The sequence below is a fragment of the Stenotrophomonas sp. YJH_SMC_130 genome (assembly GCF_059369035.1).
Window position 1 is genome coordinate 1 of record NZ_JCAFSH010000023.1, and the last position, 21,842, is coordinate 21,842.

21 protein-coding genes are annotated in these 21,842 nt (G+C 65.8%); 10 read left to right on the plus strand and 11 right to left on the minus strand.

Annotated features, from left to right (window positions below):
- On the plus strand, positions 1 to 83 hold an 83-nt coding region (locus tag AC5P5V_RS16830), incomplete at its 5' end, for an IS3 family transposase (RefSeq protein ID WP_308140961.1).
- A 168-nt stretch (positions 84 to 251) separates the two neighbouring features.
- Here AC5P5V_RS16830 and AC5P5V_RS16835 read toward each other — a convergent pair.
- The 3 genes from AC5P5V_RS16835 to mtgA all read right to left on the minus strand — a co-directional run bounded on the left by AC5P5V_RS16835 (position 252) and on the right by mtgA (position 2,473).
- On the minus strand, positions 252 to 683 hold the full coding sequence (locus tag AC5P5V_RS16835) for a CBS domain-containing protein (RefSeq protein WP_005418405.1): 432 nt from the start codon (positions 681 to 683) through the stop codon (positions 252 to 254).
- Positions 643 to 1,662, minus strand: a complete 1,020-nt coding sequence (locus AC5P5V_RS16840; RefSeq protein WP_005418406.1) for a glycosyltransferase family 2 protein — start codon at positions 1,660 to 1,662, stop codon at positions 643 to 645. Before AC5P5V_RS16840 ends, AC5P5V_RS16835 begins: the two co-directional genes overlap by 41 nt.
- A gap of 61 nt (positions 1,663 to 1,723) precedes the next feature.
- Positions 1,724 to 2,473 (minus strand): monofunctional biosynthetic peptidoglycan transglycosylase, encoded by a 750-nt coding sequence (mtgA, locus tag AC5P5V_RS16845; protein ID WP_231352255.1) that lies wholly within the window; start codon positions 2,471 to 2,473, stop codon positions 1,724 to 1,726.
- A 77-nt stretch (positions 2,474 to 2,550) separates the two neighbouring features.
- Here mtgA and hslO point away from each other — a divergent pair, with 77 nt between their 5' ends.
- The 3 genes from hslO (at position 2,551) to AC5P5V_RS16860 (ending at position 7,664) form a co-directional block, all read left to right on the plus strand.
- Complete coding sequence (gene hslO / locus AC5P5V_RS16850) at positions 2,551 to 3,444, plus strand: Hsp33 family molecular chaperone HslO (protein ID WP_495215960.1); 894 nt, start codon at positions 2,551 to 2,553, stop codon at positions 3,442 to 3,444.
- A gap of 116 nt (positions 3,445 to 3,560) precedes the next feature.
- The gene (locus AC5P5V_RS16855; RefSeq protein WP_061478882.1) at positions 3,561 to 4,409 is read left to right on the plus strand and encodes an XOO1806 family protein; all 849 of its coding nucleotides are present in this window, start codon (positions 3,561 to 3,563) and stop codon (positions 4,407 to 4,409) included.
- Positions 4,410 to 4,781: 372 nt separating this feature from the next.
- Positions 4,782 to 7,664, plus strand: a complete 2,883-nt coding sequence (locus AC5P5V_RS16860) for a TonB-dependent receptor domain-containing protein (protein ID WP_049412226.1) — start codon at positions 4,782 to 4,784, stop codon at positions 7,662 to 7,664.
- 141 nt (positions 7,665 to 7,805) lie between these two features.
- Here AC5P5V_RS16860 and AC5P5V_RS16865 read toward each other — a convergent pair whose 3' ends face one another.
- A complete protein-coding gene (locus tag AC5P5V_RS16865) occupies positions 7,806 to 8,408 on the minus strand; it encodes a TetR/AcrR family transcriptional regulator (RefSeq protein ID WP_005418411.1) in 603 nt (200 codons plus the stop codon).
- Positions 8,409 to 8,561: 153 nt separating this feature from the next.
- Between AC5P5V_RS16865 and AC5P5V_RS16870 the strand changes: the two genes are divergently transcribed.
- The 3 genes from AC5P5V_RS16870 (at position 8,562) to AC5P5V_RS16880 (ending at position 12,497) form a co-directional block, all read left to right on the plus strand.
- The gene (locus tag AC5P5V_RS16870) at positions 8,562 to 9,479 is read left to right on the plus strand and encodes an alpha/beta fold hydrolase (protein WP_032954411.1); all 918 of its coding nucleotides are present in this window, start codon (positions 8,562 to 8,564) and stop codon (positions 9,477 to 9,479) included.
- Positions 9,476 to 11,953 (plus strand): acyl-CoA dehydrogenase, encoded by a 2,478-nt coding sequence (locus AC5P5V_RS16875; RefSeq protein ID WP_061478883.1) that lies wholly within the window; start codon positions 9,476 to 9,478, stop codon positions 11,951 to 11,953. The genes AC5P5V_RS16870 and AC5P5V_RS16875 overlap by 4 nt, the downstream gene beginning before the upstream one ends.
- A gap of 76 nt (positions 11,954 to 12,029) precedes the next feature.
- Positions 12,030 to 12,497, plus strand: a complete 468-nt coding sequence (locus AC5P5V_RS16880) for a hotdog fold domain-containing protein (protein WP_134968385.1) — start codon at positions 12,030 to 12,032, stop codon at positions 12,495 to 12,497.
- Positions 12,498 to 12,968: 471 nt separating this feature from the next.
- Here the strand turns inward: AC5P5V_RS16880 and AC5P5V_RS16885 are convergent, their stop codons facing one another.
- Both AC5P5V_RS16885 and AC5P5V_RS16890 read right to left on the minus strand, forming a co-directional pair.
- Positions 12,969 to 13,319 (minus strand): DUF1304 domain-containing protein, encoded by a 351-nt coding sequence (locus AC5P5V_RS16885; RefSeq protein WP_134968386.1) that lies wholly within the window; start codon positions 13,317 to 13,319, stop codon positions 12,969 to 12,971.
- Positions 13,320 to 13,362: 43 nt separating this feature from the next.
- The gene (locus tag AC5P5V_RS16890) at positions 13,363 to 14,691 is read right to left on the minus strand and encodes an NTP/NDP exchange transporter (RefSeq protein WP_134968387.1); all 1,329 of its coding nucleotides are present in this window, start codon (positions 14,689 to 14,691) and stop codon (positions 13,363 to 13,365) included.
- Positions 14,692 to 14,976: 285 nt separating this feature from the next.
- On the opposite strand from AC5P5V_RS16890, the gene AC5P5V_RS16895 reads away from it, so the two are divergent.
- Entirely contained in the window at positions 14,977 to 16,377 is a 1,401-nt protein-coding gene (locus tag AC5P5V_RS16895; protein WP_061478887.1) for a serine hydrolase domain-containing protein, read from the plus strand.
- 141 nt (positions 16,378 to 16,518) lie between these two features.
- Here the strand turns inward: AC5P5V_RS16895 and AC5P5V_RS16900 are convergent, their stop codons facing one another.
- Positions 16,519 to 17,277, minus strand: a complete 759-nt coding sequence (locus tag AC5P5V_RS16900) for an SDR family NAD(P)-dependent oxidoreductase (RefSeq protein WP_134968389.1) — start codon at positions 17,275 to 17,277, stop codon at positions 16,519 to 16,521.
- Positions 17,278 to 17,391: 114 nt separating this feature from the next.
- Between AC5P5V_RS16900 and AC5P5V_RS16905 the strand changes: the two genes are divergently transcribed.
- Positions 17,392 to 18,306, plus strand: coding sequence for a LysR family transcriptional regulator (locus AC5P5V_RS16905; protein WP_061478889.1), 915 nt, complete (start codon positions 17,392 to 17,394; stop codon positions 18,304 to 18,306).
- Between the two features lie 64 nt (positions 18,307 to 18,370).
- On the opposite strand, the gene AC5P5V_RS16910 is transcribed toward AC5P5V_RS16905, so the two are convergent.
- Positions 18,371 to 18,877: a hypothetical protein gene (locus tag AC5P5V_RS16910; RefSeq protein ID WP_032954412.1), complete on the minus strand. Its 507-nt coding sequence runs from the start codon at positions 18,875 to 18,877 to the stop codon at positions 18,371 to 18,373.
- 111 nt (positions 18,878 to 18,988) lie between these two features.
- Here AC5P5V_RS16910 and AC5P5V_RS16915 point away from each other — a divergent pair, with 111 nt between their 5' ends.
- Complete coding sequence (locus tag AC5P5V_RS16915; protein ID WP_134968390.1) at positions 18,989 to 19,360, plus strand: hypothetical protein; 372 nt, start codon at positions 18,989 to 18,991, stop codon at positions 19,358 to 19,360.
- Positions 19,361 to 19,652: 292 nt separating this feature from the next.
- On the opposite strand, the gene gcvH is transcribed toward AC5P5V_RS16915, so the two are convergent.
- From gcvH to AC5P5V_RS16930, 3 genes are all read right to left on the minus strand, one after another.
- Positions 19,653 to 20,048 carry a glycine cleavage system protein GcvH gene (gcvH, locus tag AC5P5V_RS16920; RefSeq protein ID WP_005418426.1) on the minus strand — a complete coding sequence of 132 codons (396 nt, stop codon included), beginning with the start codon at positions 20,046 to 20,048 and terminating at the stop codon, positions 19,653 to 19,655.
- A 93-nt stretch (positions 20,049 to 20,141) separates the two neighbouring features.
- Positions 20,142 to 21,254, minus strand: a complete 1,113-nt coding sequence (gcvT, locus tag AC5P5V_RS16925) for a glycine cleavage system aminomethyltransferase GcvT (RefSeq protein WP_134968391.1) — start codon at positions 21,252 to 21,254, stop codon at positions 20,142 to 20,144.
- Positions 21,255 to 21,398: 144 nt separating this feature from the next.
- Entirely contained in the window at positions 21,399 to 21,842 is a 444-nt protein-coding gene (locus AC5P5V_RS16930; protein ID WP_061478891.1) for an NfeD family protein, read from the minus strand.

Sequence of the window (21,842 nt, forward strand, 5' to 3'; positions counted from 1 at the left end):
ACTACAACCAAGAGCGAATCAGATTGAAATTGAAGGGGCTAAGCCCGGTAAAGTACCGGGAACAGGCCCAAGCAGCCGCCTGACCCCACCGTCCAAGTCTCGGGGGTCACTTCATGGATGGGTTTACGGCGTGTCCTGCCCAGCCGCACCCTCCGCCTCCCAACGTATCAGGAAGGCGCTGCTTTGGCTTTGGCTGTGGCTTTGAGCTTCGAAAAGCGGACCGGCGGGCCGCAGGCCCGCCAGCGACACCCTCACCCGGCAACGATGTACTGCTGCAGTTGATCCAGCTCCCGCCGCTGCGCATCGATCACCGACTTCACCAGGTCGCCGATGGAGATCACCCCCAGCACCTGCGCGCCCTCCACGACCGGCAGATGGCGGATGCGATAATCGGTCACCAACTGCAGGCAATGCTCCACCTGCTCGCCCGGCGACACCGTCACCACCTGCGACGTCATGATCTCTGCCACCGCCGTATCGCGCGAAGAGCGATCACGCAACACGATCTTGCGCGCGTAATCACGCTCGGACAGGATTCCCACCAGCCGCGGGCCGTCCATCACCAGCACCGCACCGATGCCCTTTTCCGCCATCAACCGGATCGCATCGATCACCGCCGCATCCGGCGCGACCGCATGTACTTCAGGAGACTTGCCGTCCAACAGTTGCCGTACCGTGGTCATCTGCCTGCCCTCCCAGGGTGGGTTGCGGGACCGAGTCTGCCACGGACGATGCTAGCCAGGCGTCAACCAGGTACAACGGCCGCTGCTTGGACTCCTCGTACAGCCGCCCCAGGTACTCGCCGATCAGGCCAAGCGCGATCAGCTGCACGCCGCCCAGGAACAGGATCACCGCCATCATCGTCGGCCAGCCCGCCACCCGGTCGCCATACAGCGCCGCCTTCACGATCACCCACAGGCCGAACACGAAAGCGACGGCCGCGGTTGCCAGCCCGAGGTAGGTCGCCGCCCGCAACGGCACGGTCGAGAACCCGGTGATGCCTTCGAGGGCGAAATTCCACAGCCGCCACAGGCTGAACTTGCTGCTGCCGGCCACACGTGCGTGGCGGTGGTAGGGCACGGCGATCCGCTTGAATCCCACCCAGCTGAAAAGTCCCTTCATGAAGCGGTGGCGCTCGCGCATCCCGCGCAGGGCGTTCAGCGCGCGCGGTGACAGCAGGCGGAAGTCCCCGGTATCGGCCGGAATCGGTGTCCGCGACAGGCGGCCCATCACCCGATAGAACATCGCTGCCGTGGCCCGCTTGATCCAGGCCTCGCCATCGCGGGCCATGCGCGTGCCGTAGACGTTGTCATGCCCTTCGCGCCAGCGCGCGACGAACTGCGGCACCAGCTCCGGCGGGTCCTGGCCGTCGGCATCGAGGATCATCGCCGCACCCTCGTGCACCAGATCCAGGCCGGCGGTCAGCGCCGCTTCCTTGCCGAAGTTGCGCGACAGCTTCAGCGCCGATACGCGTGCATCGGCCTGGGCCAGCCCGGCGATCACGTCCCAGGTGCGGTCATGGCTGCCGTCGTCCACATAGAGGATGTGACCGTCGATGTCGGGCATGCCGTCGAGCACCGCGCACAGCCGTGGATGCAGCAGCGGCAGTGCCAGGGCCTCGTTGTAGGCGGCGATGACGAAGGTAAGCCGTTCGCGGGTCATGGCCGGATTGTACGTTGCCGGCAGGCGCCCGGCCCGTCGCCTGCCAATTGCAGCGCCGGGCTCAGTCCTCCGACAGATAGGACGCACCACCCAGCTGACGCGCCTGGCGTTGGATCCACGCGGCCCGCCGCTGCACATACGGCCCAGGCTTTGCCGCGTTGTAGCGACGCGGTGCCGGCAACACCGCGGCCAGGCGCGCGCTCTCGGCCGGACTCAGCCGGGCCGCGTCCTTGCCCCAGAATTTCTGCGCTGCCGCTTGCGCGCCATACACACCATCACCGAATTCGGCAATGTTGGCGTACATCTCCAGGATCCGCTCCTTTGGCCACAGCGCCTCGATCAGCACCGTGTACCAGACTTCCAGGCCCTTGCGGATCCAGCTGCGGCCCTGCCACAGGAACAGGTTCTTGGCCACCTGCTGGCTGATCGTGCTGGCGCCGCGCAGGCGCCCGCCCCTGGCGTTGTGGTCGCGCGCCTTTTCGATGGCCTGCAGGTCGAAGCCGTTGTGGTCGGGGAAGCGCTGGTCCTCGGCCGCCACCAGCGAGATCGGCAGGCTCGGTGCCATCTGGTCGAGGTCGCGCCACTGGTGATGCAGCCGATAGGACCAGTCGGCCTCGCCCAGCGCCTCGCCATAGCGCCACAGCATCACCATGGACACCGGCGGGTCGATGAACCGCAGCACCAGCACCTGCAGACAGCTGAAGGCGGCCAGCAGCACCGGCAGCCACAGCAGCCGCTTCCAGCGCCAGCGTCGCCGGCGCGGCGCGGCGACCACGGCCTCTACCTTGTGCTGCTCTCCCGCTGCCCCCATTACTGGTGCATCCTTCTTCTGTCTGGTTGTCGGCGCATTATCCGGCAACCGCCCCCGTTTACGCGCGATGTGAGCCGATGACCGCCAACCCCGATTCCCTGATCCGTTTCCTGCTCCCCGACGCCGGCGTGCGTGGCGTGCATGTGCACCTGCAGGCCACCTGGCAGGAAATCCTGTCCCATGCCGCCTACCCGGACGCCGCTGCCGAACTGCTTGGCGAGGCCTGCGCCGCCTCGGCGCTGTTCACCGGCCACACCAAGATCGACGGGCGCCTGTCGGTGCAGCTGCGCAGCAGCACCGCGCTGCGCACCCTGTTCGCCGAATGCACCGCCGCCGGCACCCTGCGCGGTATCGCCCAGCTCAGCGAGGGTGGCGACGCACCGCGTGACCTGTCCCGCCTCGGTGATGACGCAATCCTCGCCATCACCATCGAGAACCCCGGCCTGGACCCGCGCGAGCCGCAGCGCTACCAGAGCCTGGTCGCGCTGACTGCGCCGGAACTGGACGAGGCCTTCGAGGACTACTTCCGCCAGTCGGAGCAGCTGCCGACCCGCCTGCTGCTGGCGGCCGACCGCAACGGTGCCGCCGGCCTGCTGCTGCAGAAGCTGCCGGGCGACGAAGGCGACGAGGATGGCTGGGCCCGCGCCAGCGCCCTGTTCGAAACCCTGGGCAAGGCCGAACTGCTGGCGACCCCGGCCGAGCAGCTGCTGCACCGCCTGTTCCACGAGGAGCGGCCGGAACTGCTGGGCGACAAGCCGCTGTCCTTCGCCTGCTCCTGCTCGCGCGAGCGGGTGGCTGGCATGCTGCAGTCATTGGGCGAGGACGAAGCCCGCGCGGCCGCCGAGGCCACCGGCGCCGTCGAGGTGCGTTGCGAATTCTGCGGGCGTGAGTATCACTTTCCATTGACGGAGTTCGGCATACTGTTCCACGGCGCCCAGGGGGCTGTAGCGGCGCCTGAACGACTTCAGTAAACGGCAGTCTTGTACCTGGGGAGGATCAAGGCTTGTTAAGAATTCATAAACACCCTAGGATCGAGTTCCCGTCCCCACGGGAACTTCCGTTGTCCGTCCCTGTCTGAACTGGTCCGATGCGTACCTTCCTGCGTCTACCGCTGGCCCTGCTGATCGCCCTTGGCGCGATCACGGGCGTGCATGCGCAGAGCAAGGACACCCGCACCGTGTTGCCGGTATGGAACAAGGGCAGCGGCAAGGTCGAGGCGCTGCTGTACCTGGAGCCGACCGGCGAACAGGCAGCCGGCGCCCGCTGGCATTTCGGCCGCAATTCGCTGGACGCAGCCTTTGGCCTGTCCTCCGGCGATTCGCTGGGCCTGCTCTGCAACAGCAGCAGCGGCACCAGCATCAGCGGCCTGGCCAGCCATTGCATGCTGGCCAGCCTGGGCGACGAGGATGATCTGAACAGCCGTCGTTTCAGTGGTACCGCCGCGTTGAACCGGGGCAACAGCCGCTTGGGCATCACTGCCGGCACCGGCCGTGAAACCCTGCCCGCCTGGTTGTCGGGCCCGAACAAGACGCCCTCGCTGCGCGCCGAGCAGAACGATCTGACCGTGTTCGCGCAGAAGAACATTGGCCGCGAAGGCTTCGTCTCCATCGCCGGTACCTACGCCAAGGCACGCCTGGTACCGTTGGCCGACGCTTCGCCGGCCATCGTCGATCGCTGGGACAGCAAGAGCCTGAGCATCGGTGCCGGTTACGGCAACTTCACCGGCAGCATCATCGGCCGCGTGGTCGACGTGCCGGGCAAGCCCGGCAAGTTCGAAGGCCTGGGCATCGGCCTGACCTGGCGTACCCCGTGGTCCGGCCAGCTGACCGTCGGCGCCGAGAACGTGATCAGCCGCGGCAAGAATCCGTTCTCCCCGCGCAACGAAAGCAACGACGACGGCACCGTGCCGTACGTGCGTTACGAACAGGATCTCTGATCCCCTCAGTCAGGTTCAGCAACGACATTCCCGAAGGCGCCGAAAGGCGCCTTTTTGCATCTGCGTGCCAGCCTCGCACTCGCATGAGCGGTATCGACCGCAGAGCGTATCGACATATTGGGATACATATCAGTCGAAACTTTTTTCATCATTCTGCGTTAACAAACGAGGCAGATCAGCATGACCATACCAGCAACCCGTTGATTGGGCTGGAAAAAGCGCTTTTTTACCAAAATCACAGACTTCATTAACACAGCTTTAATTCTTGGCGAACGCCCGTTACTATCGGGTCAGCCTCGCGATTTGGGAGCGCTTTTTCGCTCCCCCGCCGGGCATTAACCCCAGCCAAGATTTCTTGGAGAGAGAGAGCCAATGAAACTCAAGTCCAGCCAGCTGCGTGACGCAGTTGTGATCGCGCTTGTCGCCGGTGCCACCACCGCGACGGCCCACGCCCAGGAAGCCACCAACCTCGACCGCATCGAGGTCACCGGTTCGCGCATCCGTCAGGTCGATACCGAAACCGCCCAGCCGGTGTTGAGCCTGAGCCGCGCCACCATCGAAAAGAGCGGCTTCAAGACGGTTGCTGACGTGCTGCAGAACATTTCTGCCGCCGGCAGCCCGGCCATCAGCCGTTCCGAACCGCTGTCCTCCGGTGAAATGGTCGGCGGCTACTACATCGACCTGCGCAACCTGGGTGCACAGCGCACCCTGATCCTGGTCGACGGCAAGCGCCTCGGCGCCAGCGTCAGCGGTTATCAGGACGTGTCGCAGATCCCGTCGGCGATCGTCGAGCGCATCGACGTGCTGAAGGACGGTGCTTCCTCGGTGTACGGTTCCGATGCCATGGCCGGCGTGATCAACATCATCACCCGCAAGAATTTCGAAGGCCTGGAAGTCAACGCCTACACCGGGCAGTACAGTGAAGGCGACGGCCAGAAGCAGAGCGCCGATTTCGTTGCCGGCTTCACCGGCGATCGCGGCTCGATCACCATCGGTGCCGAGTACTCCAACGAAAAGGCGGTGTGGGCAAAGGACCGCTGGTTCTCCGAATCGTCGCGCACCAATCGCCATCCGACCGCCGGCTGGACCTCGGTCAGCCAGTGGGGCTCGGTGTTCGACCCGACCGATCCGGACGCACCGTCGCTCACCCTCAACCGCGGCGGCAATCCTTACAACGCGGCGGACTTCCACGAAACCGACCTGACCCCGATCACCGGTGACGTAAGCAACTCCAACCAGCAGATGCAGCTGCTGACCCCGACAAAGCGTCGCAGCGTATTCGCCAACCTGCAGTACGACCTTACCGACAATGTCCGTTTCAGCGGTGACCTGCTGTACACCCGCCGCGAATCGGAAGCGCAGGTGGCCGGTTACCCGCTGCAGTCCGAAGCCTACGCCAACCTCGGTTCCATCTGGTCGGCCGACAGCTACTACAACCCGTTCGGCCAGGATATGGCGTATGTCCGCCGTGGCTGGGAAGTGCCGCGCGTTTCCAACAACAAGCTGACGACGTTCCGCTTCAGCGGCGCGCTGCAGGGCTCGTTCCAGTTCAATGACAAGTACTTCGACTGGGAAGCCGGCTACCTCTACCAGAACTCCGAAAACAACCAGAGCCAGACCGGCAACTACAACGTCCTGGCTGCCAACGCCGCCACCGGGGCCTCGTTCTACAACCCGGCAACCGGCCGCGTGGAGTGCGGAACCGCAGCGGGCCTGGCTGCGGGCACCAACCCGGCCTACGGCCCCGGCGCCGGCGGCTGCATCCCGTGGAACCCGGCCATTCCGTTCGGCCGCACCGGTGATGGCGGCTTGACCGGCAATCCGGACCTGCAGCAGTTCCTGTTCCCGACGACGCACAACGTCGGCGAAACCACGATGACGTCCTACTACGCCAACATTGCGGGCAGCATCCTGACCCTGCCGGCAGGCGACCTGGGCTTCGCACTGGGTTACGAGTACCGCGAGGAGAAGGGCAACTTCAATCCGGACGCGCTGTCGCAGTCGGGTTACTCCACCGACCTGGCGGCTGGCCCGACCGGCGGCAAGTACGACGTCAATGAAGTGTACCTGGAGCTGAACGTACCGATCCTGGCCGACCTGCCCGGTGCCAAGGAACTGAGCCTGAGCGCAGCCACCCGCTTCTCCGACTTCAGCACCTTCGGCAACACGACCAACAGCAAGTTCGGCCTGAAGTGGCGCCCGATCGATCAGCTGCTGGTTCGTGCGACCTACTCCGAGGGCTTCCGCGCGCCGACCATCGCCGACCTGTACGGCGGCAGCTCGCAGTCCTTCGAGTACTTCACCGATCCGTGCGATACCTCGTTCGGTCTGGCCGCAACCGACGCCGCCACGGCCCAGCGATGCGCTGCCGCCCTGGGTGCCCTGGCCCCGAACTTCCGCCAGCTGAAGCAGGGTTACGTCCCGGCTGAAGGCCCGGATGAGCAGAGCCCGGTGCCGTTCACCTCCGGCTCCAATCCGAACCTGACTCCGGAAACGTCCAAGTCCAAGACCGTTGGCCTGGTCTGGAGCCCGACCTTCGCCCCGGGCCTGAACCTGAGCCTGGACTGGTTCAACATCAAGATCGAGAACACGATCGTTTCCGATACCCCGACGGATCAGCTGAACGACTGCTACGTTCTGGGCATTGCTGAGCGCTGCAGCACCTTCACCCGTGACGCCACGCTCGGCTACGTCAACAACCTGACCTACGGCAGCCGCAATGCCGGCTTCATCGAAACCGAAGGCTTCGACTTCGATGCAAGCTACCGCTATGCGACCGACACCTGGGGCAGCTTCAACTTCAACCTGCAGAACACCTACGTCACCAAGAACGTTCTGAAGACGGCCAATGATGACTCCCCGGTGCAGATCTACAATGGCTTCGGCAGCAACTTCCGCCTGCGTTCGAACCTGACCGTTGGCTGGGAATTCGGCGACTTCGGCATCACCTGGGGCACCCGCTACTTCTCCAGCGTGAAGGAGCGTTGCTACTACGCCACCGAGTGCTCGCTGCCTGACTACGGCTCGCCGGATCCGGCTCGCAACCAGGCGCAGAACAAGCGCGGCGCCACCACCTTCCACGACGTCCAGTTCTCCTGGAACGCGCCGTGGAATGCGACCATCGCGGTCGGTGCACGCAATGTGTTCGACCACTACGGCCCGCAGATGTACTCGGCGCCGAACTCGCAGTACTCCTACTACGGCGGCTACGACATCGGTCGCCTGATCTACATGCAGTACAAGCAGAAGTTCTGATCGGGAACCCGATCAGCTGATGCAGCAACGGCCCCGAAAGGGGCCGTTGTTCTTTGCGCGCCATGGACGGGCGCTGGCCAGCGCACAACAAAAAAGGCCGCAGCATCGCTGCGGCCTTCCTTCGAGATCATTTCCGGGCGCTCATCCGTTCGGGATCAGCGTCTCGATCAGGTGCTCGACGTAGGCCTCGAAATCCTCGCGCGCCTGCTTGGGCTGCTGCAGCTGCAGCGACAACTGCAGGAAGCCGACATACGCGGCGTACGCAAGGCGTGCGCGATGACGCGCATCGGTCGAGCTGAGGCCGGCCTGGCGGAACGAGGCGACCAGATAGTCGAGGCGACGCTGCGAGACCCGGTCGATCACCGGCCGCACCATCGGATGATCCAGGGCCTTCAGCAGCTCGCTGTAGATGATGTGCGGCTGCACTTCATGCGCCACCATCTGGAACAGCTGGCGCAGGCGCACGCGCGGATCCGGTACGTCTTCCAGGCTGCCGAACACCTGTTCCTGTTCGAACAGTTCCCAGCGTTCCAGCGCCGCCTGCAGCAATGCATCGCGTGAAGGGAAATGCCAGTAGAAACTGCCCTTGGTAACGCCGAGCCGCCGTGCCAGCGGCTCTACCGCGACGGCGCCGACACCTTGTTCAGCAATCAGATCGAGGGCCGCCTGGGCCCAGTCTTCGGCACTCAGGCGGCTGTTGCGGCCGGCGCGCGGTTCGCCGGCGGAAGCGTCAGGTTGATTCATGGACTGATTTAACCATACGCCGGGGTTCGTTGCAGTACGCGGTTGCGGTCGAAACCGTCGCAGGCCCGTCGGAAGGGTCCCTCCACGCGCGTTCTGCAACGCACCATACCATGCAGTATTGACTTCCCCTCGAAGCTCTCCATACTAGCAAGTATGGTTATGTCCCCCACTCCCGCTGCGTTCCATGACCTGCGCCTGGACGCCGCCCATGGCGCCCGCCTGGCGGCGACCGTCAGCGACCATGGCCGGCGCGGCCGGGTCCTGTTTGCCCATGGCTTCGGCCAGACCCGCCACGCCTGGAATGCCACTGCCCGCGCACTGAACGCGGCCGGCCTGCAGACGCTGGCCTACGACGCCCGCGGCCATGGCGATTCCGACTGGAATGGCGCCGATCTGCCCTATCACGGCGAACAGTTCGCCGACGACCTGATCGTGTTGGCCGGCGAACAGCCGCGCCCGCCGGTACTGGTTGCCGCTTCGATGGGTGGCCTGTTCGGCCTGCTGGCCGAGTCGCGCTGGCCGGGCCTGTTCTCGGCCATGGTGCTGGTCGACATCACCCCGCGCTGGGATACCGCGGGTGTCGAGCGCATCCTCGCCTTCATGACCGCCCATCCCGACGGCTTCGCCTCGCTGACCCAGGCCGCCGACGTGATCTCGGCCTACATGCCGCACCGGCCGCGCAAATCCGAGCAGTCGCTGCGTGCGCTGCTGCGCGAGGATGGCCACGGGCGCTGGCGCTGGCATTGGGACCCGCGCCTGGTGGCCGAGCTGGCGCGCGACAGCGAGCAGCACCAGGATGCACTGGCCGAGGCCGCGCGGCAGGTGAAGTGCCCGCTGCTGCTGGTCAGCGGCGGCCGCAGCGACCTGGTCACGCCGCAGACCGTGGCCGAATTCCTGGCGTTGGCGCCGCACGCGCGCCATGTACAGCTGCCGCAGGCCACGCACATGGTCGCCGGCGATGACAACGACGCCTTTACCGCTACTGTGTTGGACTATCTGGACGTGTTGCCCGCAGCGGACGCTGCGGCTTCGTCCGCCACAAACGAGCACGTCACCGGAGCACGCTCATGAGCATCGTTCTTCCCTTCCTCGCCCTGCTGCTGGCAGGCGCGTTCGTCGCCTACCACCGCATGCGGCTGGTTACCTGGACGCTGATCAGCGTGGCCCTGCTGGCCGCCTGCTGGTTCATTCCCTACGTCAACCAGACCGCCACCATCGTCGCTGCGGCGGTGCTGGCGGTGATCGCCGTGCCGCTGCTGCTGCCGTTCATCCGCAAGCCGCTGCTGACCGGCCCGATGATGAAGGTGTTCCGCAAGGTGCTGCCGCCGTTGTCGCAGACCGAGCGCATTGCGCTGGAAACCGGCTCGGTCGGTTTCGAGGGCGAGCTGTTCACCGGTGACCCGGACTGGAACATCCTGCTCAACTATCCCAAGCCGCAGCTGACCGCTGAAGAACAGGCCTTCCTCGATGGCCCGGTGGAAGAGCTGTGCACGATGGTCAACGACTGGGAAATCACCCACGTCCACGCCGACCTGCCGCCGGAGCTGTGGGCCTTCATCAAGAAGAACAAGTTCTTCGGCATGATCATCCCGAAGGAATATGGCGGCCTGGGCTTCTCCGCGCTGGCCCACCACAAGGTGATCCAGAAGCTGGCGTCGGTGTCTTCGGTGGTCAGCTCCACCGTCGGCGTGCCCAACTCGCTGGGCCCGGGTGAACTGCTGGTGCACTACGGCACCCAGGAACAGAAGGACCAGTACCTGCCGCGCCTGGCCGATGGCCGCGAAGTGCCCTGCTTCGGCCTGACCGGTCCGTTCGCCGGCTCCGACGCCACTTCGATCCCGGACTACGGCATCGTCTGCAAGGGCGAGTGGAACGGCGAGCAGGTGCTCGGCGTCAAGCTGACCTTCGACAAGCGCTACATCACCCTGGCTCCGGTCGCTTCGCTGATCGGCCTGGCCTTCCGCATGTACGACCCGGATGGTCTGATGGGCGACACCCGCGACATCGGCATCACCCTGGGCCTGCTGCCGCGCGACACCGCCGGCGTCGAGATCGGCCGTCGCCATTTCCCGTTGAACTCGACGTTCCAGAACGGCCCGATCCGCGGCAAGGACGTGTTCATTCCGCTGACCCAGCTGATCGGCGGCGCAGCCATGGCCGGCAAGGGCTGGAACATGCTCAACGAGTGCCTGGCCGTGGGCCGCTCGATCACCCTGCCGTCCACCGCCAGCGGCGGTGCCAAGGCCGGTGCCGCCGTGACCGGCGCCTATGCGCGCATCCGCAAGCAGTTCGGCCTGTCGGTCGGCCGCTTCGAAGGCGTGGAAGAGGCGCTGGCCCGCATCGGCGGCAAGGCCTACAAGATCAGCGCGCTGTCGCAGGCCACCGCCGCGGCGGTCGATCGTGGTGACGTGCCGTCGGTGCCGTCGGCGATCGCCAAGTACCACTGCACCACCATGAGCCGCGAAGTGATCTCGGACATGATGGACGTGATCGGCGGCAAGGGCATCATCCTGGGGCCGCGCAACTTCGCCGGCCGCAGCTGGCAGGCCGCGCCGATCGCGATCACCGTGGAAGGCGCCAACATCATGACCCGCAGCCTGCTGATCTTCGGCCAGGGTGCGATCCTCTGCCACCCGTGGGTGCTCAAGGAAATGAAGGCCGCGCAGGATCCGGATACCCGTGCAGGCCTGCAGGAGTTCGACCGCAGCCTGTTCGGCCACATCCGCTTCGGCATCTCCAATGCCGTGCGTTCGTTCTGGTTCGGCCTGACCGGTGCGCGCTTCGGCGCCGCCCCGGGCGATGCCTACACCCGCCGCTACTTCCGCAAGCTGGACCGTTACTCGGCCAACCTGGCGCTGATGGCCGACATCTCGATGATGACCCTGGGCGGCAAGCTGAAGTTCAAGGAATCGCTGTCCGGCCGCCTGGGCGACGTGCTGAGCCATGTCTACATGACCAGCGCCATGCTCAAGCGCTACCACGACGAAGGTGCACCGCAGGCCGACCAGCCGCTGCTGGCCTGGGCCTTCCATGACAGCGTGCACAAGATCGAAGAGTCGCTGTCGGCCGCGCTGCGCAACTTCCCGATCCGTCCGATCGGCTGGCTGATGTGGGCGCTCATCTTCCCGTTGGGCCGTCGTGCCGAGGCTCCGGGTGATCGCCTGAGCCGCCGCGTCGCCGCCCTGCTGATGGCGCCGAATGAAGCCCGCGACCGTCTCGCCAATGGCGTGTTCCTGACCCCGTGCGAGAACAACCCGGGTGGCCGCATCAACAGTTACCTGAGCAAGGCGATCATGGCCGAGCCGGTGGAGCGCAAGTTCCTGAAGGCACTGAAGAGCAAGGGCATCGAGGCGCTGGACTTCAAGAGCCAGCTGGATGAGGCCGTGGCCGAAGGCGTGATCACCCAGGACGAGCGCAGCCTGCTGGAAGAGCTGCGTACGCTGACTCTGGACACGATCACCGTGGACGACTTCGACACCCACGAACTGCGCGCGGCCAGCTACTACGACCGCCAGCACAAGGACCCGCATTCGCAGGCGGCCTGATCGCCCGCGACACGCGTTGCCTTCGACGGCGGGCCTCGGCCCGCCGTCGCTTTATCCGCCGACCGGAATCCTCCTCATGTCCACGCCCCTGCTCTCGCTCTACAACCGCCTGCAGCGCTGGCCTGCCGGCAACTGGCTGTTCTCGCGCGCGGTGTGTTTCAAGGCGCCTTACTTCGCCAGCATCGCGCCGCGCATCACCCGCCTGGAACACGGCCGCTGCGAAGGTACGCTGGCCGACCGCCGCAGAGTACGCAACCACATCGGCACGGTGCACGCGATCGCGATGTGCAACCTGGCCGAACTGACCGCCGGGTTGATGGTCGACGCATCGCTGCCGAAGGGCATGCGCTGGATCCCGAAGGGGATGCAGGTGCAGTACCTGGCCAAGGCGCGTGGCACGCTGGAGGCGGTGGCGCTGCCGGCACAGCCGATTGTGGTCGCGGCCGAGGGCTATGCGCTACCGGTGACGGTGAGCGTGCGCGACCGCGCGGGCACGGAGGTGTTCAGCGCGGTAATCGACATGTGGTTGTCGCCGGCAAAGTAGTGTTCCGGCGAACGGCGCAGCCCCTCGTGGGTAGACGAAGCATGCGGTTTATCGGTTGGGCCGGAGGGGTGGGGCCGGGCGGGGACGCCGCAAGTACGTCCGTGTAGGCTTAGCCGCGCCATCCATGGCGCGGATACCCCGCCCGACCCCACCCCTCCGGCCTCGGACGGATCTCTGCGGCGTCTACCCACGCAAGAGAAAAAAGAAGAGCAGAAGCAGAAGCAAGAGCGGCCCACCGGCCGCTTTTTGCTGTTGCTCTTGATCTTCTCTTTCTTCTCCGTGGGCTGGCCGCACACGGAACCTGTCAGGGGTGTGGCGGGTGGGCCGTGCAGGGGCGTTGGCGCCATGGATGGCGCCATCGAGCTTACATGGACGTACTTGCAGCGTCCCCTGCACGGCCCATCCGCCACACCCAACACATGACCCGCTCTACGCGACCAACCCACGAGGGGCTGCGCCGTTGGCTGGAAACTACGCCAGCGCGCGAAACACCAGCGCCAGGATCGCAGGCACCGCCTGGATCATGAAAATGCGGCGGCTCACGCTGTAGGCGCCATAGCACCCGGCCACCACCACGCAGGCCAGCGAGAACGTCACCAGCACCGGCTGATCGATCACCAGCCCCACCACGATGCCCGCCGCCAGGAAGCCGTTGTACAGGCCCTGGTTGGCCGCCAGCACGCGCGTGATCTCTGCCTTCTCCGGCGTGTTGCGGAAGGTCTTCAGGCCCAGCGGGCGGGTCCACAGGAACATCTCAAGTGCCAGGAAATAGACGTGCAGCAGGGCCACGAGCAACGTCAGGATGAGTGCGATCCAGTACATGGGCGGTTCCTTGGACAGGGATGGGGGGTCGGAGCCCGGGAAATCATCGGTCGCGCGGCAGCTTCTTTTCTTCGCGCAGTACACCGAACGCGGCTGCGGTCATGCACGCGGCCACCAGCATGCCGCCGATGAACACTACGTGCGAGCCGAACAATGACAGGCCCTTGTGCACCCAGGCAAAGCTCAGGTCCGCACCGCGGTAGACCACGGTGTCGATCGCTGCGCCGGCCTTGTAGCGCCACTGCCGGTCCACGCGCGTGTAGATTGTCTCGCGCGCCGGCTTGGCCAGTGCGAATTCGCTGGCCCGGGTCATCACCTGCACTACCGCGACCATCAGCGGCATCGGCGAGGCCGCCAGCACCGAGAAGCCGATCAGGATCGCGAAACCGGGAATCAGCAGCGCCGGGGCGATTCCGTGCCGGGACAGCAACCAGCGGGTCAGGCCCAGCTGCATCAACAGCGCCAGCGCATTCACTGCCAAATCGATGCGCGAGAAAAACGCGGTGCTGGCTGCGGGGTCAGTGAACGCCGCACGCACGATCGCAGCCTGCTGGTTGTAGAGCAGCGTCCCCACGCCCACCCCGAACACCACCATGATCGCCAGCCAGCGCAGCAGCGGCTCGCGCACGATCAACTTCAGGCCGTCCAGCACACTGCCGCCCATCGGCTGCTCGCCGGACACCAGCTGCTGCTCGCGTTCGCGCAGCACCGCCCAGTGCCGCAGCCGCCAGATGCACAACAGGCACACGACCAGGAAAGCTGCGGAGACCAGCATCAGGTTGGCGATGCCCACGCTCTGCACCAGCGCACTGGTGATGATCGGACCAAGGAAGGCACCGACGGTGCCCGCCGCGCCAATGTATCCATAGAAGGCCCGGGCCTGCACATTGGAGAACACATCGGCCATGAAGCTCCAGAACACCGCCACCGCGAACAGGTTGAAGACGGTGATCCAGAAGAAGAAGGCCATGCCGCGGCCAGGCACGCCGCTGTCGAACATCATGTAGAAGCCCAGCAGGGTCACGATGAAGAACCCATACACCGCCGGCAGGAACACCCGTCGCGGGAAGCGGCTGACCAGCCAGCCGTACACCGGCTGCAGCACCAGCATGATCACGAACACGCAGGAGAACAGGAACTGCAGGACGAAGTCCTTCAACGCAATGCCGTGGCTGGCGAACCAGGCGATCAGCACGGGTGGGAACACCGTTTCCAGGTCTGCCGAGGCGGCCATGGCCTCACGCACCGGGCGCAGCACGTAGTAGCCGCTGAGCAGGCAGAAGAAGTACAGGAACGACCACCACAGCGCCGGCGACTCGCGCAGTGCCGACGCCAGGCCCTGCAGCGGCCCCTTCTTCCGTACCGCACTCACGCGGTGTCCCTCGCCTGAAGACGGCGGTTGGACAGCGGCATGGCAGGCTCCGGGGCGATGAAACGCGTACGTTAGCCAATGCACCGCAACATCGCCAGCGCGACGCGCCTTCCTGCGGGCGGATCGGCTCCGCTGATCGGCCCCGGATGACACGTTCCGATACATGCTTTCAGTACCTCAAATTCCAAATTTTTCAACGAGATGCGCATTCATCTTCGCTTTGTTTGTGCACAAGGGAAAAGCGGCGCTAGAATCGCCATCAGCAGTCGCGCACGGGTCCAACCGATGAAAAAGAACAGCCTGCGTCGCCCGATCCGTTCGGCGGCCACCGGTTTGCTGGGCATGCTGATGCCCGTTGCCTTGTCCACCACCGCGCAGACACCGCCGGCATTGCCGCCGATGCCGACCAACATCGAATCCGCTGCCGGTCCCACTGTCGCCCACACCCAGCCGGCGGCCTACCGCACCGGCCTGGTGCCGCGCGTGCAGGCCCCGGCGCCCGGCTTCAACGTCGCCAACATCGAATCGATGGCGCAGCAGCTCACCTATGGCGAACGCGTGCCGGGCATGGCCGTGGCGATCGTGCAGGGCGGCCGCATCCTCAGCGCGCGCGGCTATGGCGTCACCGACGTCAACAATCCGCTGCCGGTCGATGCGCACACCGTGTTCCGCCTGGCCTCGCTGTCCAAGGCCTTCGCCGGCACCATGGCCGGCCTGCTGGTCAACGACGGCACGCTGCGCTGGGACAGCAAGGTCACCGACTACGTGCCGGGCTTCCGCCTGAACTCGCCGGAAGCCACTGATCGCCTGACCGTAGCCGACGTGCTCAGCCATCGCGTCGGCCTGCCGTACAACGCCTACGACCGCGACATCGAGGGCAACGCCGAGTACTACGCGCTGACCCAGAAACTGGCCAACACCAGCCTGAAGTGCCTGCCGGGCGACTGCTATGCCTACCAGAACGTGGCCTTCAGCCTGATCGGCGATGTCGTCTACGCGGCCTCCGGCAGTTTCTACGAGCAGTCGGTCGAGCGCCGCATCTTCAAGCCGCTGGGCATGAACGATGCCAGCCTCGGCCTGGCCGGCATCCAGGCCAGCTCGCGCTGGGCGCGTCCTCACGTGCGCAGCCGCAACGGCTGGGTCTCGCTGACGCCGAAGCCGACCTACTACCGGGTGGCCCCGGCGGCCGGCGTCAATGCCAGCGCCAGCGACATGGCGCAGTGGCTGCTCGCCCACACCGGCCACCGCCCTGACGTGCTGCCGGCACCGCTGCTGGCCACCCTGCATTCGAGCCTGATCAGCACCCCCGGCGAGATGCGTTCGGGCTGGCGCCGCGAGCGCCTGCACTCGGCCGGCTACGCCCTGGGCTGGCGCACCTTCGACTACGCCGGCCACGACGTGGTGTTCCATGCCGGTGCCGTGCAGGGCTATCGCGGCCTGGTCGCGCTGGTGCCGGAACGCGATCTGGGCATCGCCATCATGTGGAATGGCGAAAGCAGCCTGCCCAGCGGCCTGCTGCCGACCGTGCTCGACTCCGCGCTCGGCCTGCCGGCGCAGCGCTGGCTGGACGTGGACACCGACTTCGGCAGCGACAACCTGATGGCCGAGGGCGCCAGCCCGGCGCAGCAGGACAAGCGCAAGGGCAAGGGCGCCTCGGGCAATCGTGCGGTGGCGTCGCCGCACTGATCAGGCGGGCTCGATCGTGTGTGCGAAGGGCGGCCTGCGGGCCGCCCTTTTTGTCGTTGTGTAGAGCCGAGCCGTGCTCGGCTGAGCGGAATTCTGGCGCAAGGCGGCCGAGCATGGGCTCGGCTCTACAGCTCCGCAGCATTAGTGCGCGAAGTAGTGCATGCCGCCGTCCACCGGAATCACCGCGCCTGTGATGTAGCCGGCCAGCGGCGAGGACAGGAACGCCACCAGTGGCGCCACCTCCTCGGGTTCACCGAAGCGTCCGATCGGGATGTTGCTGGCGATGAACGCACGCCGGCTTTCCTCGGTGGGATGCAGGCGTTCCAGGATCTGCGCGCTGTTGATGCGCCCCGGTGCAATCGCATTCACCGTAATGCCCTGCCCGGCCACCTCCGACGACAGCCCCTTGCTCCACAGATGCAGCGCCGCCTTCGCCGCAGTGGCCGCGTTCACCGCTCGCGGTTCCATCGAACCGCTGAAGTTGATCACCCGCCCCCATGCCTGCGCCTGCATGCCAGGCAACAGCGCCTGGGTCATCCGCCGCGCGGCGGAAAAGTTCAGGGCGATCGCTTCCTCCCAGACATCATCATCGGCATCGACGGTGGTCGGCCGGGAGCCCCCTGCGGCGTTGACCAGGATGTCGACGCGTTGCAATGCCTCCCGGGATGCCTGCGCGATGCACCGGACGTCACCGGCCACGGTGACATCGCCGGCCACGATGACCGGTGCCACGCCGCCTTCGGCTTCGATCCGCGCCGCCAGCGCCTGCAGGGGTGCCCGCTGCCGTGACGTGATGGCAACGCGCACGCCCTGGGCCGCCAGCTGCCTGGCGACGGCGGCACCGATGCCGCTGGCCGCGCCCGTCACCAAAGCGGTACGGCCTGCAAGATTCAAGTCCATGGTGTTCTCCTGTCCGCATGGCCGGCCAATCCAGCCCTTGCACGACATGCTGTTTGATCACCCCTGATTGATAAACTCCGCGCAGGTTTCAGCATTCAACACCCGGGGTGTCAGATGAACCTGCTGGAAAGCATGCGGGTCTACGTGCTGATCGTGGACAAGGGCAGCCTCAGTGCGGCAGCTGCGGCGATGAACATCTCCGCGACGATGGCCGGCAAGCATCTGCGTGCATTGGAAGCACGGCTGGGCATGCAGCTGTTGAGCCGAACCACCCGGCGCCAGCACACGACCCCGTTCGGCCAGGATTACTACACGCGCTGCCGGGAAATCCTGCGCCTGGTGGACGAAACCGATGCGCAGGCGCAGCACCAGCACCTGGCACCGGCGGGCACGCTGCGCATCAGTGCACCCGTGATCTTCGGTACGCATGCACTGGTACCGGCGCTGGCCGAGTACATGGCGCGCCATCCGGATGTCCGGGTCGAAGCGACGCTGACCGATCGCGTGGTCGACCTTGCCGAAGAGGGCTTCGAAGCGGCGCTGCGGATCGGCACGCTGGCCGACAGCAGCGTGCTGGTGGCACGAGCCCTGGCCCCTTATCGCCTGATGATGTGCGCCTCGCCGGCGTATCTGGCCAGGCATGGCACGCCACACAGCGTGCATGCACTTGCCGGCCATCAATGCCTGTCATTCGAACCGAGTGCACTTGCGCAGTGGCTGCAGGAGGACGCTGGCGAGCTCGACCACGTGCCCGACGGTCGACTGCAGATCAACAATGGCGAAGCGCTGCGTTCGGCGGCGCTGCATGGCCTGGGCATCGTCCTGCAGTCGACGCTGCTGCTGGCAGCCGATGTCGAGGCTGGACGACTTGTGCAGCTGCTCCCGGAGCACGGCCAGGCCGGTCGGCCGATGCACGTGGTCTATGCGCACGACCGTTACCACTCCACCCGCCTGCGCAGCTTCCTCGACTTCCTGGTGGAACGATTCCCGCCGGTAGTCACCCCACCAGGCGATCGAAGCCGCCCATAAAAAAACCCCCTCCCCGCTGGGCAGCCAGGGAAGGGGGTTTCAGGATGCGGCTATCGGGAAGTACTTAGATCAGCGGCGCCGGGGTTGCCGGCAGAGCGACCGGAGCGGCCTTCTTCTTGCGGGCGGCCGGCTTGCGCTTGGCAACCTTCTTCGCTGCCTTCTTCGGGGCGGCCTTCTTGGTAGCCTTCTTCGCGGTCTTCTTTACTGCCTTCTTGGCGGTCTTCTTGACGGCCTTCTTGGCAGTCGCCTTCTTTGCGACCTTCTTGGCCGGCTTGCGGGCCGTAGCCTTCTTGGCAGTCTTCTTGGTGGCCTTCTTGGCCGCCTTCTTCGCGGTCTTCTTGACGGCCTTCTTGGCAGTGGACTTCTTGGCGACCTTCTTCGCCGCCTTCTTCACTGCCTTCTTCGCCGTGGTCTTCTTGGCGACCTTCTTCGCCGCCTTCTTCACTGCCTTCTTGGCAGTCGCCTTCTTCGCGACCTTCTTCACTGCCTTCTTGGCAGCGGCCTTCTTCGCGACCTTCTTCACCGCTTTCTTGGCGGCGGGCTTCTTCTTCGCAGCTTTCTTGGTTGCCATGGGATGGCTCCTCGTCAGTGATAGGGAGTTGAAACGCCCAGTTGGATCAAACCCGCGGATGCTGCGTGCGGGGACCGCCGGCGCGTCAGGCGCGCCGTTACGGATGCGGCGATGCCCGCCTCGATCGGCGGAGCGGACATCGGAACGGGAGGTGCCTTGCATTTCTCCGGGGGAAGCGGGGCCGTGTCCACCGTCATCAGGGTCGCGGTGGTCTTGAAGGGGCTGCTTCGCATCGGACGATTGATTCTGCGCACTCGGTTGGGCAGGCAAGGTCTGCTGAGGCGAAACCTAATCACGGTTTTTTTTACTGTCAACAACCCCCGCGAAAAATTTTCACATCCGCGCCTTTCCGAGCGCCGTCGGCGCCACTGCTCTACGCGGCCCGCGATGGCGGTTGAAGCGTCGCGCAAGCGTGCTGCATGCACCGGCATCGATGCATACGTTGAACAAAAAACACTTGAAATAAGCACTCCGCGCATTTAGACACAGACTCGCAACGGCATCGCGCGTGCGACGTCGACGGTCACCGGCGCCGCCACCAACGCCAGCACAGCGGCGCCGCAACAGGGGGCGAAAAGTTTTCACATCCGAGTGCGTCGGCGCGGGGCTGAAACGCGGATTTGCGCAAAACTGCGCACGCCCATCGGCACCGTTCGCCTGTCGGCTGATGCCACGCCGAGGGTGCGCAGCGAACCCCGCGTCATGAGTCCGGTGCAGTCGCCAAAACAAAAACGGCCACCCGAAGGTGGCCGTTCCAGAATCCGGAAACGACGACTCAGTGGTCTTCGTTCTCCAGGGCTTCGGCGTACGCGTCCGGGTCCAGCAGCTCGTTGACCTCATCGGCGTTGGTCAGTTCGACCACGAACATCCAGCCTTCGCCGTAGGCATCTTCGTTGATGGTTTCCGGCTTGTCGGACAGGGCCGAGTTGACCTCGACGACCTTGCCGCTGATCGGGCTGTAGACGTCCGAGGCGGCCTTCACCGACTCGACGACGGCGATCTGCTCGCCGGCCTTGGCGTCGGCGCCGACTTCCGGCAGTTCGACGTAGACCAGGTCACCCAGCAGGCCCTGGGCGTGGTCGGAAATACCGACGGTGACGCGGCCATTGCCTTCGACACGGGCCCACTCATGGGACTTGAGGAACTTGAGGTCGCCGGGGATCTCGCTCATGGGACTGCTCCAGAGATATGCAGGGGTGGAAAAAACGGGGCTAGTGTAACCAACCGGCCACCACTGCTGTCAGTGACGACCGGCACGTACGGATCAGGCGTCGGCGAGCACGCCGGGCTGCGCCTGGCCTTCCCGAACGAACGGGAACTTGACCACCCGCACCGGCACCTGACGGCCGCGGATGTCGACGGTGACCTCGCCGAGTTCACCAGCCGGCACGCGGGCGAAGGCGATGCCCTTGGCCAGCGTCGGCGAGAAGGTGCCGGACAGGATCTCGCCCTGACCGCTGGCCGTGGTGACCGTCTGGCCATGGCGCAGCACGCCCTTCTCGTCCATCACCAGGCCGATCATCTGGCGCGCGGTGCCGGCGCTCTTCTGCGCCTCCAGCACGTCGCGGCCGATGAAGTCGCGGCCTTCGTCCAGCGACACGGTCCAGGCCAGCGCCGCTTCGTAGGGGCTGATCTCTTCGTCCATGTCCTGGCCGTACAGGTTCATGCCAGCTTCCAGGCGCAGGGTGTCGCGCGCGCCAAGGCCGGCCGGCTTCACACCCGCCGCCAGCAGGCGGTTCCAGAAGGCGACCACGGCGTCCTGCGGAAGCAGGATCTCGAAACCATCTTCACCGGTGTAGCCGGTGCGGGCGACGAACAGCTCGACGCCGTCATCGGACTGCACCTGCAGGGCGGCGAAGCGGCCCAGCTTGGTCAACGCTGCGCGGTCGGCTTCGCGGGCCAGGCCGATCACGATGTCGCGCGCCTGCGGGCCCTGCACGGCGAGGATGGCCAGGTCCGGGCGCTGCTCGACGGCGACGCCGAACGGCGCAGCCTGCTCGCGCAGCCAGGCCAGGTCCTTCTCGCGGGTGGAGGCATTGACCACCATGCGGAAGAAATCGTCGCCCAGGTAGTAGACGATCAGGTCGTCGATGACGCCGCCGCGCGGGTTCAGCATGCACGAGTACAGCGCCTTGCCGGTCACCTTCAGCTTGTCGATCGAGTTGGCCAGCAGGCGGCGCAGGAACGGCTTGACCTGCTCACCGCGCAGGTCGACCACCGTCATGTGGCTGACGTCGAACACACCGGACTCGCGACGCACCAGGTGGTGCTCGTCCAGCTGCGAGCCGTAGTGGATGGGCATGTCCCAACCCCCGAAATCGACCATCTTGGCGCCAAGGGCGCGGTGGGTATCGTTGAGCAGCGTCTTCTGGGTCATGACCGGGTCCGGCAGCAGAGGAAACAAGAATCCCCATTATCCCAGATCGGTCGCCCGCAGGCGTGCCGCAGCGCAGCGCCGGAGCTGTAGAGCCGAGCCCATGCCCGGCTGCTCTCCGTGTGGGAGCCGAGCGTGGGCTCGGCTCTACATGGGGCGGCCTGCGTCCTCGACCACCAGCACCGTGCCCTGCACGCTGCGCACCCGCACCCACGTACCCGCAGGCAGCTCCGGACCGCTCACCTGCCAGGACGCATCGTCAATGCTGACCCGTCCCTGGCCACCGACGATGCCCTGCTGCAGTACCACCTCGCGGCCGACCAGCTGCTCGGCGCGGCGGTTGAGCAACGGCGCATCGCTGGGCCGTGCCCGCGGCCGCCCCCAGCGCCGGTAGCACTGGATCGAGACCACACTCAGCAGAACGAAAGCGATCACCTGCCACAACAGCGGAATGTCACTGAACACCGCAACCAGTACGAACACCGCCGCCGCGCCAATGCCGATCCACAGCATGAACGCACCCGGCGCCAGCGCTTCGGCCGCGAACAGCAGCAGCGCCAACGCGCCCCAACCGACGACTTCCCAGCGCAT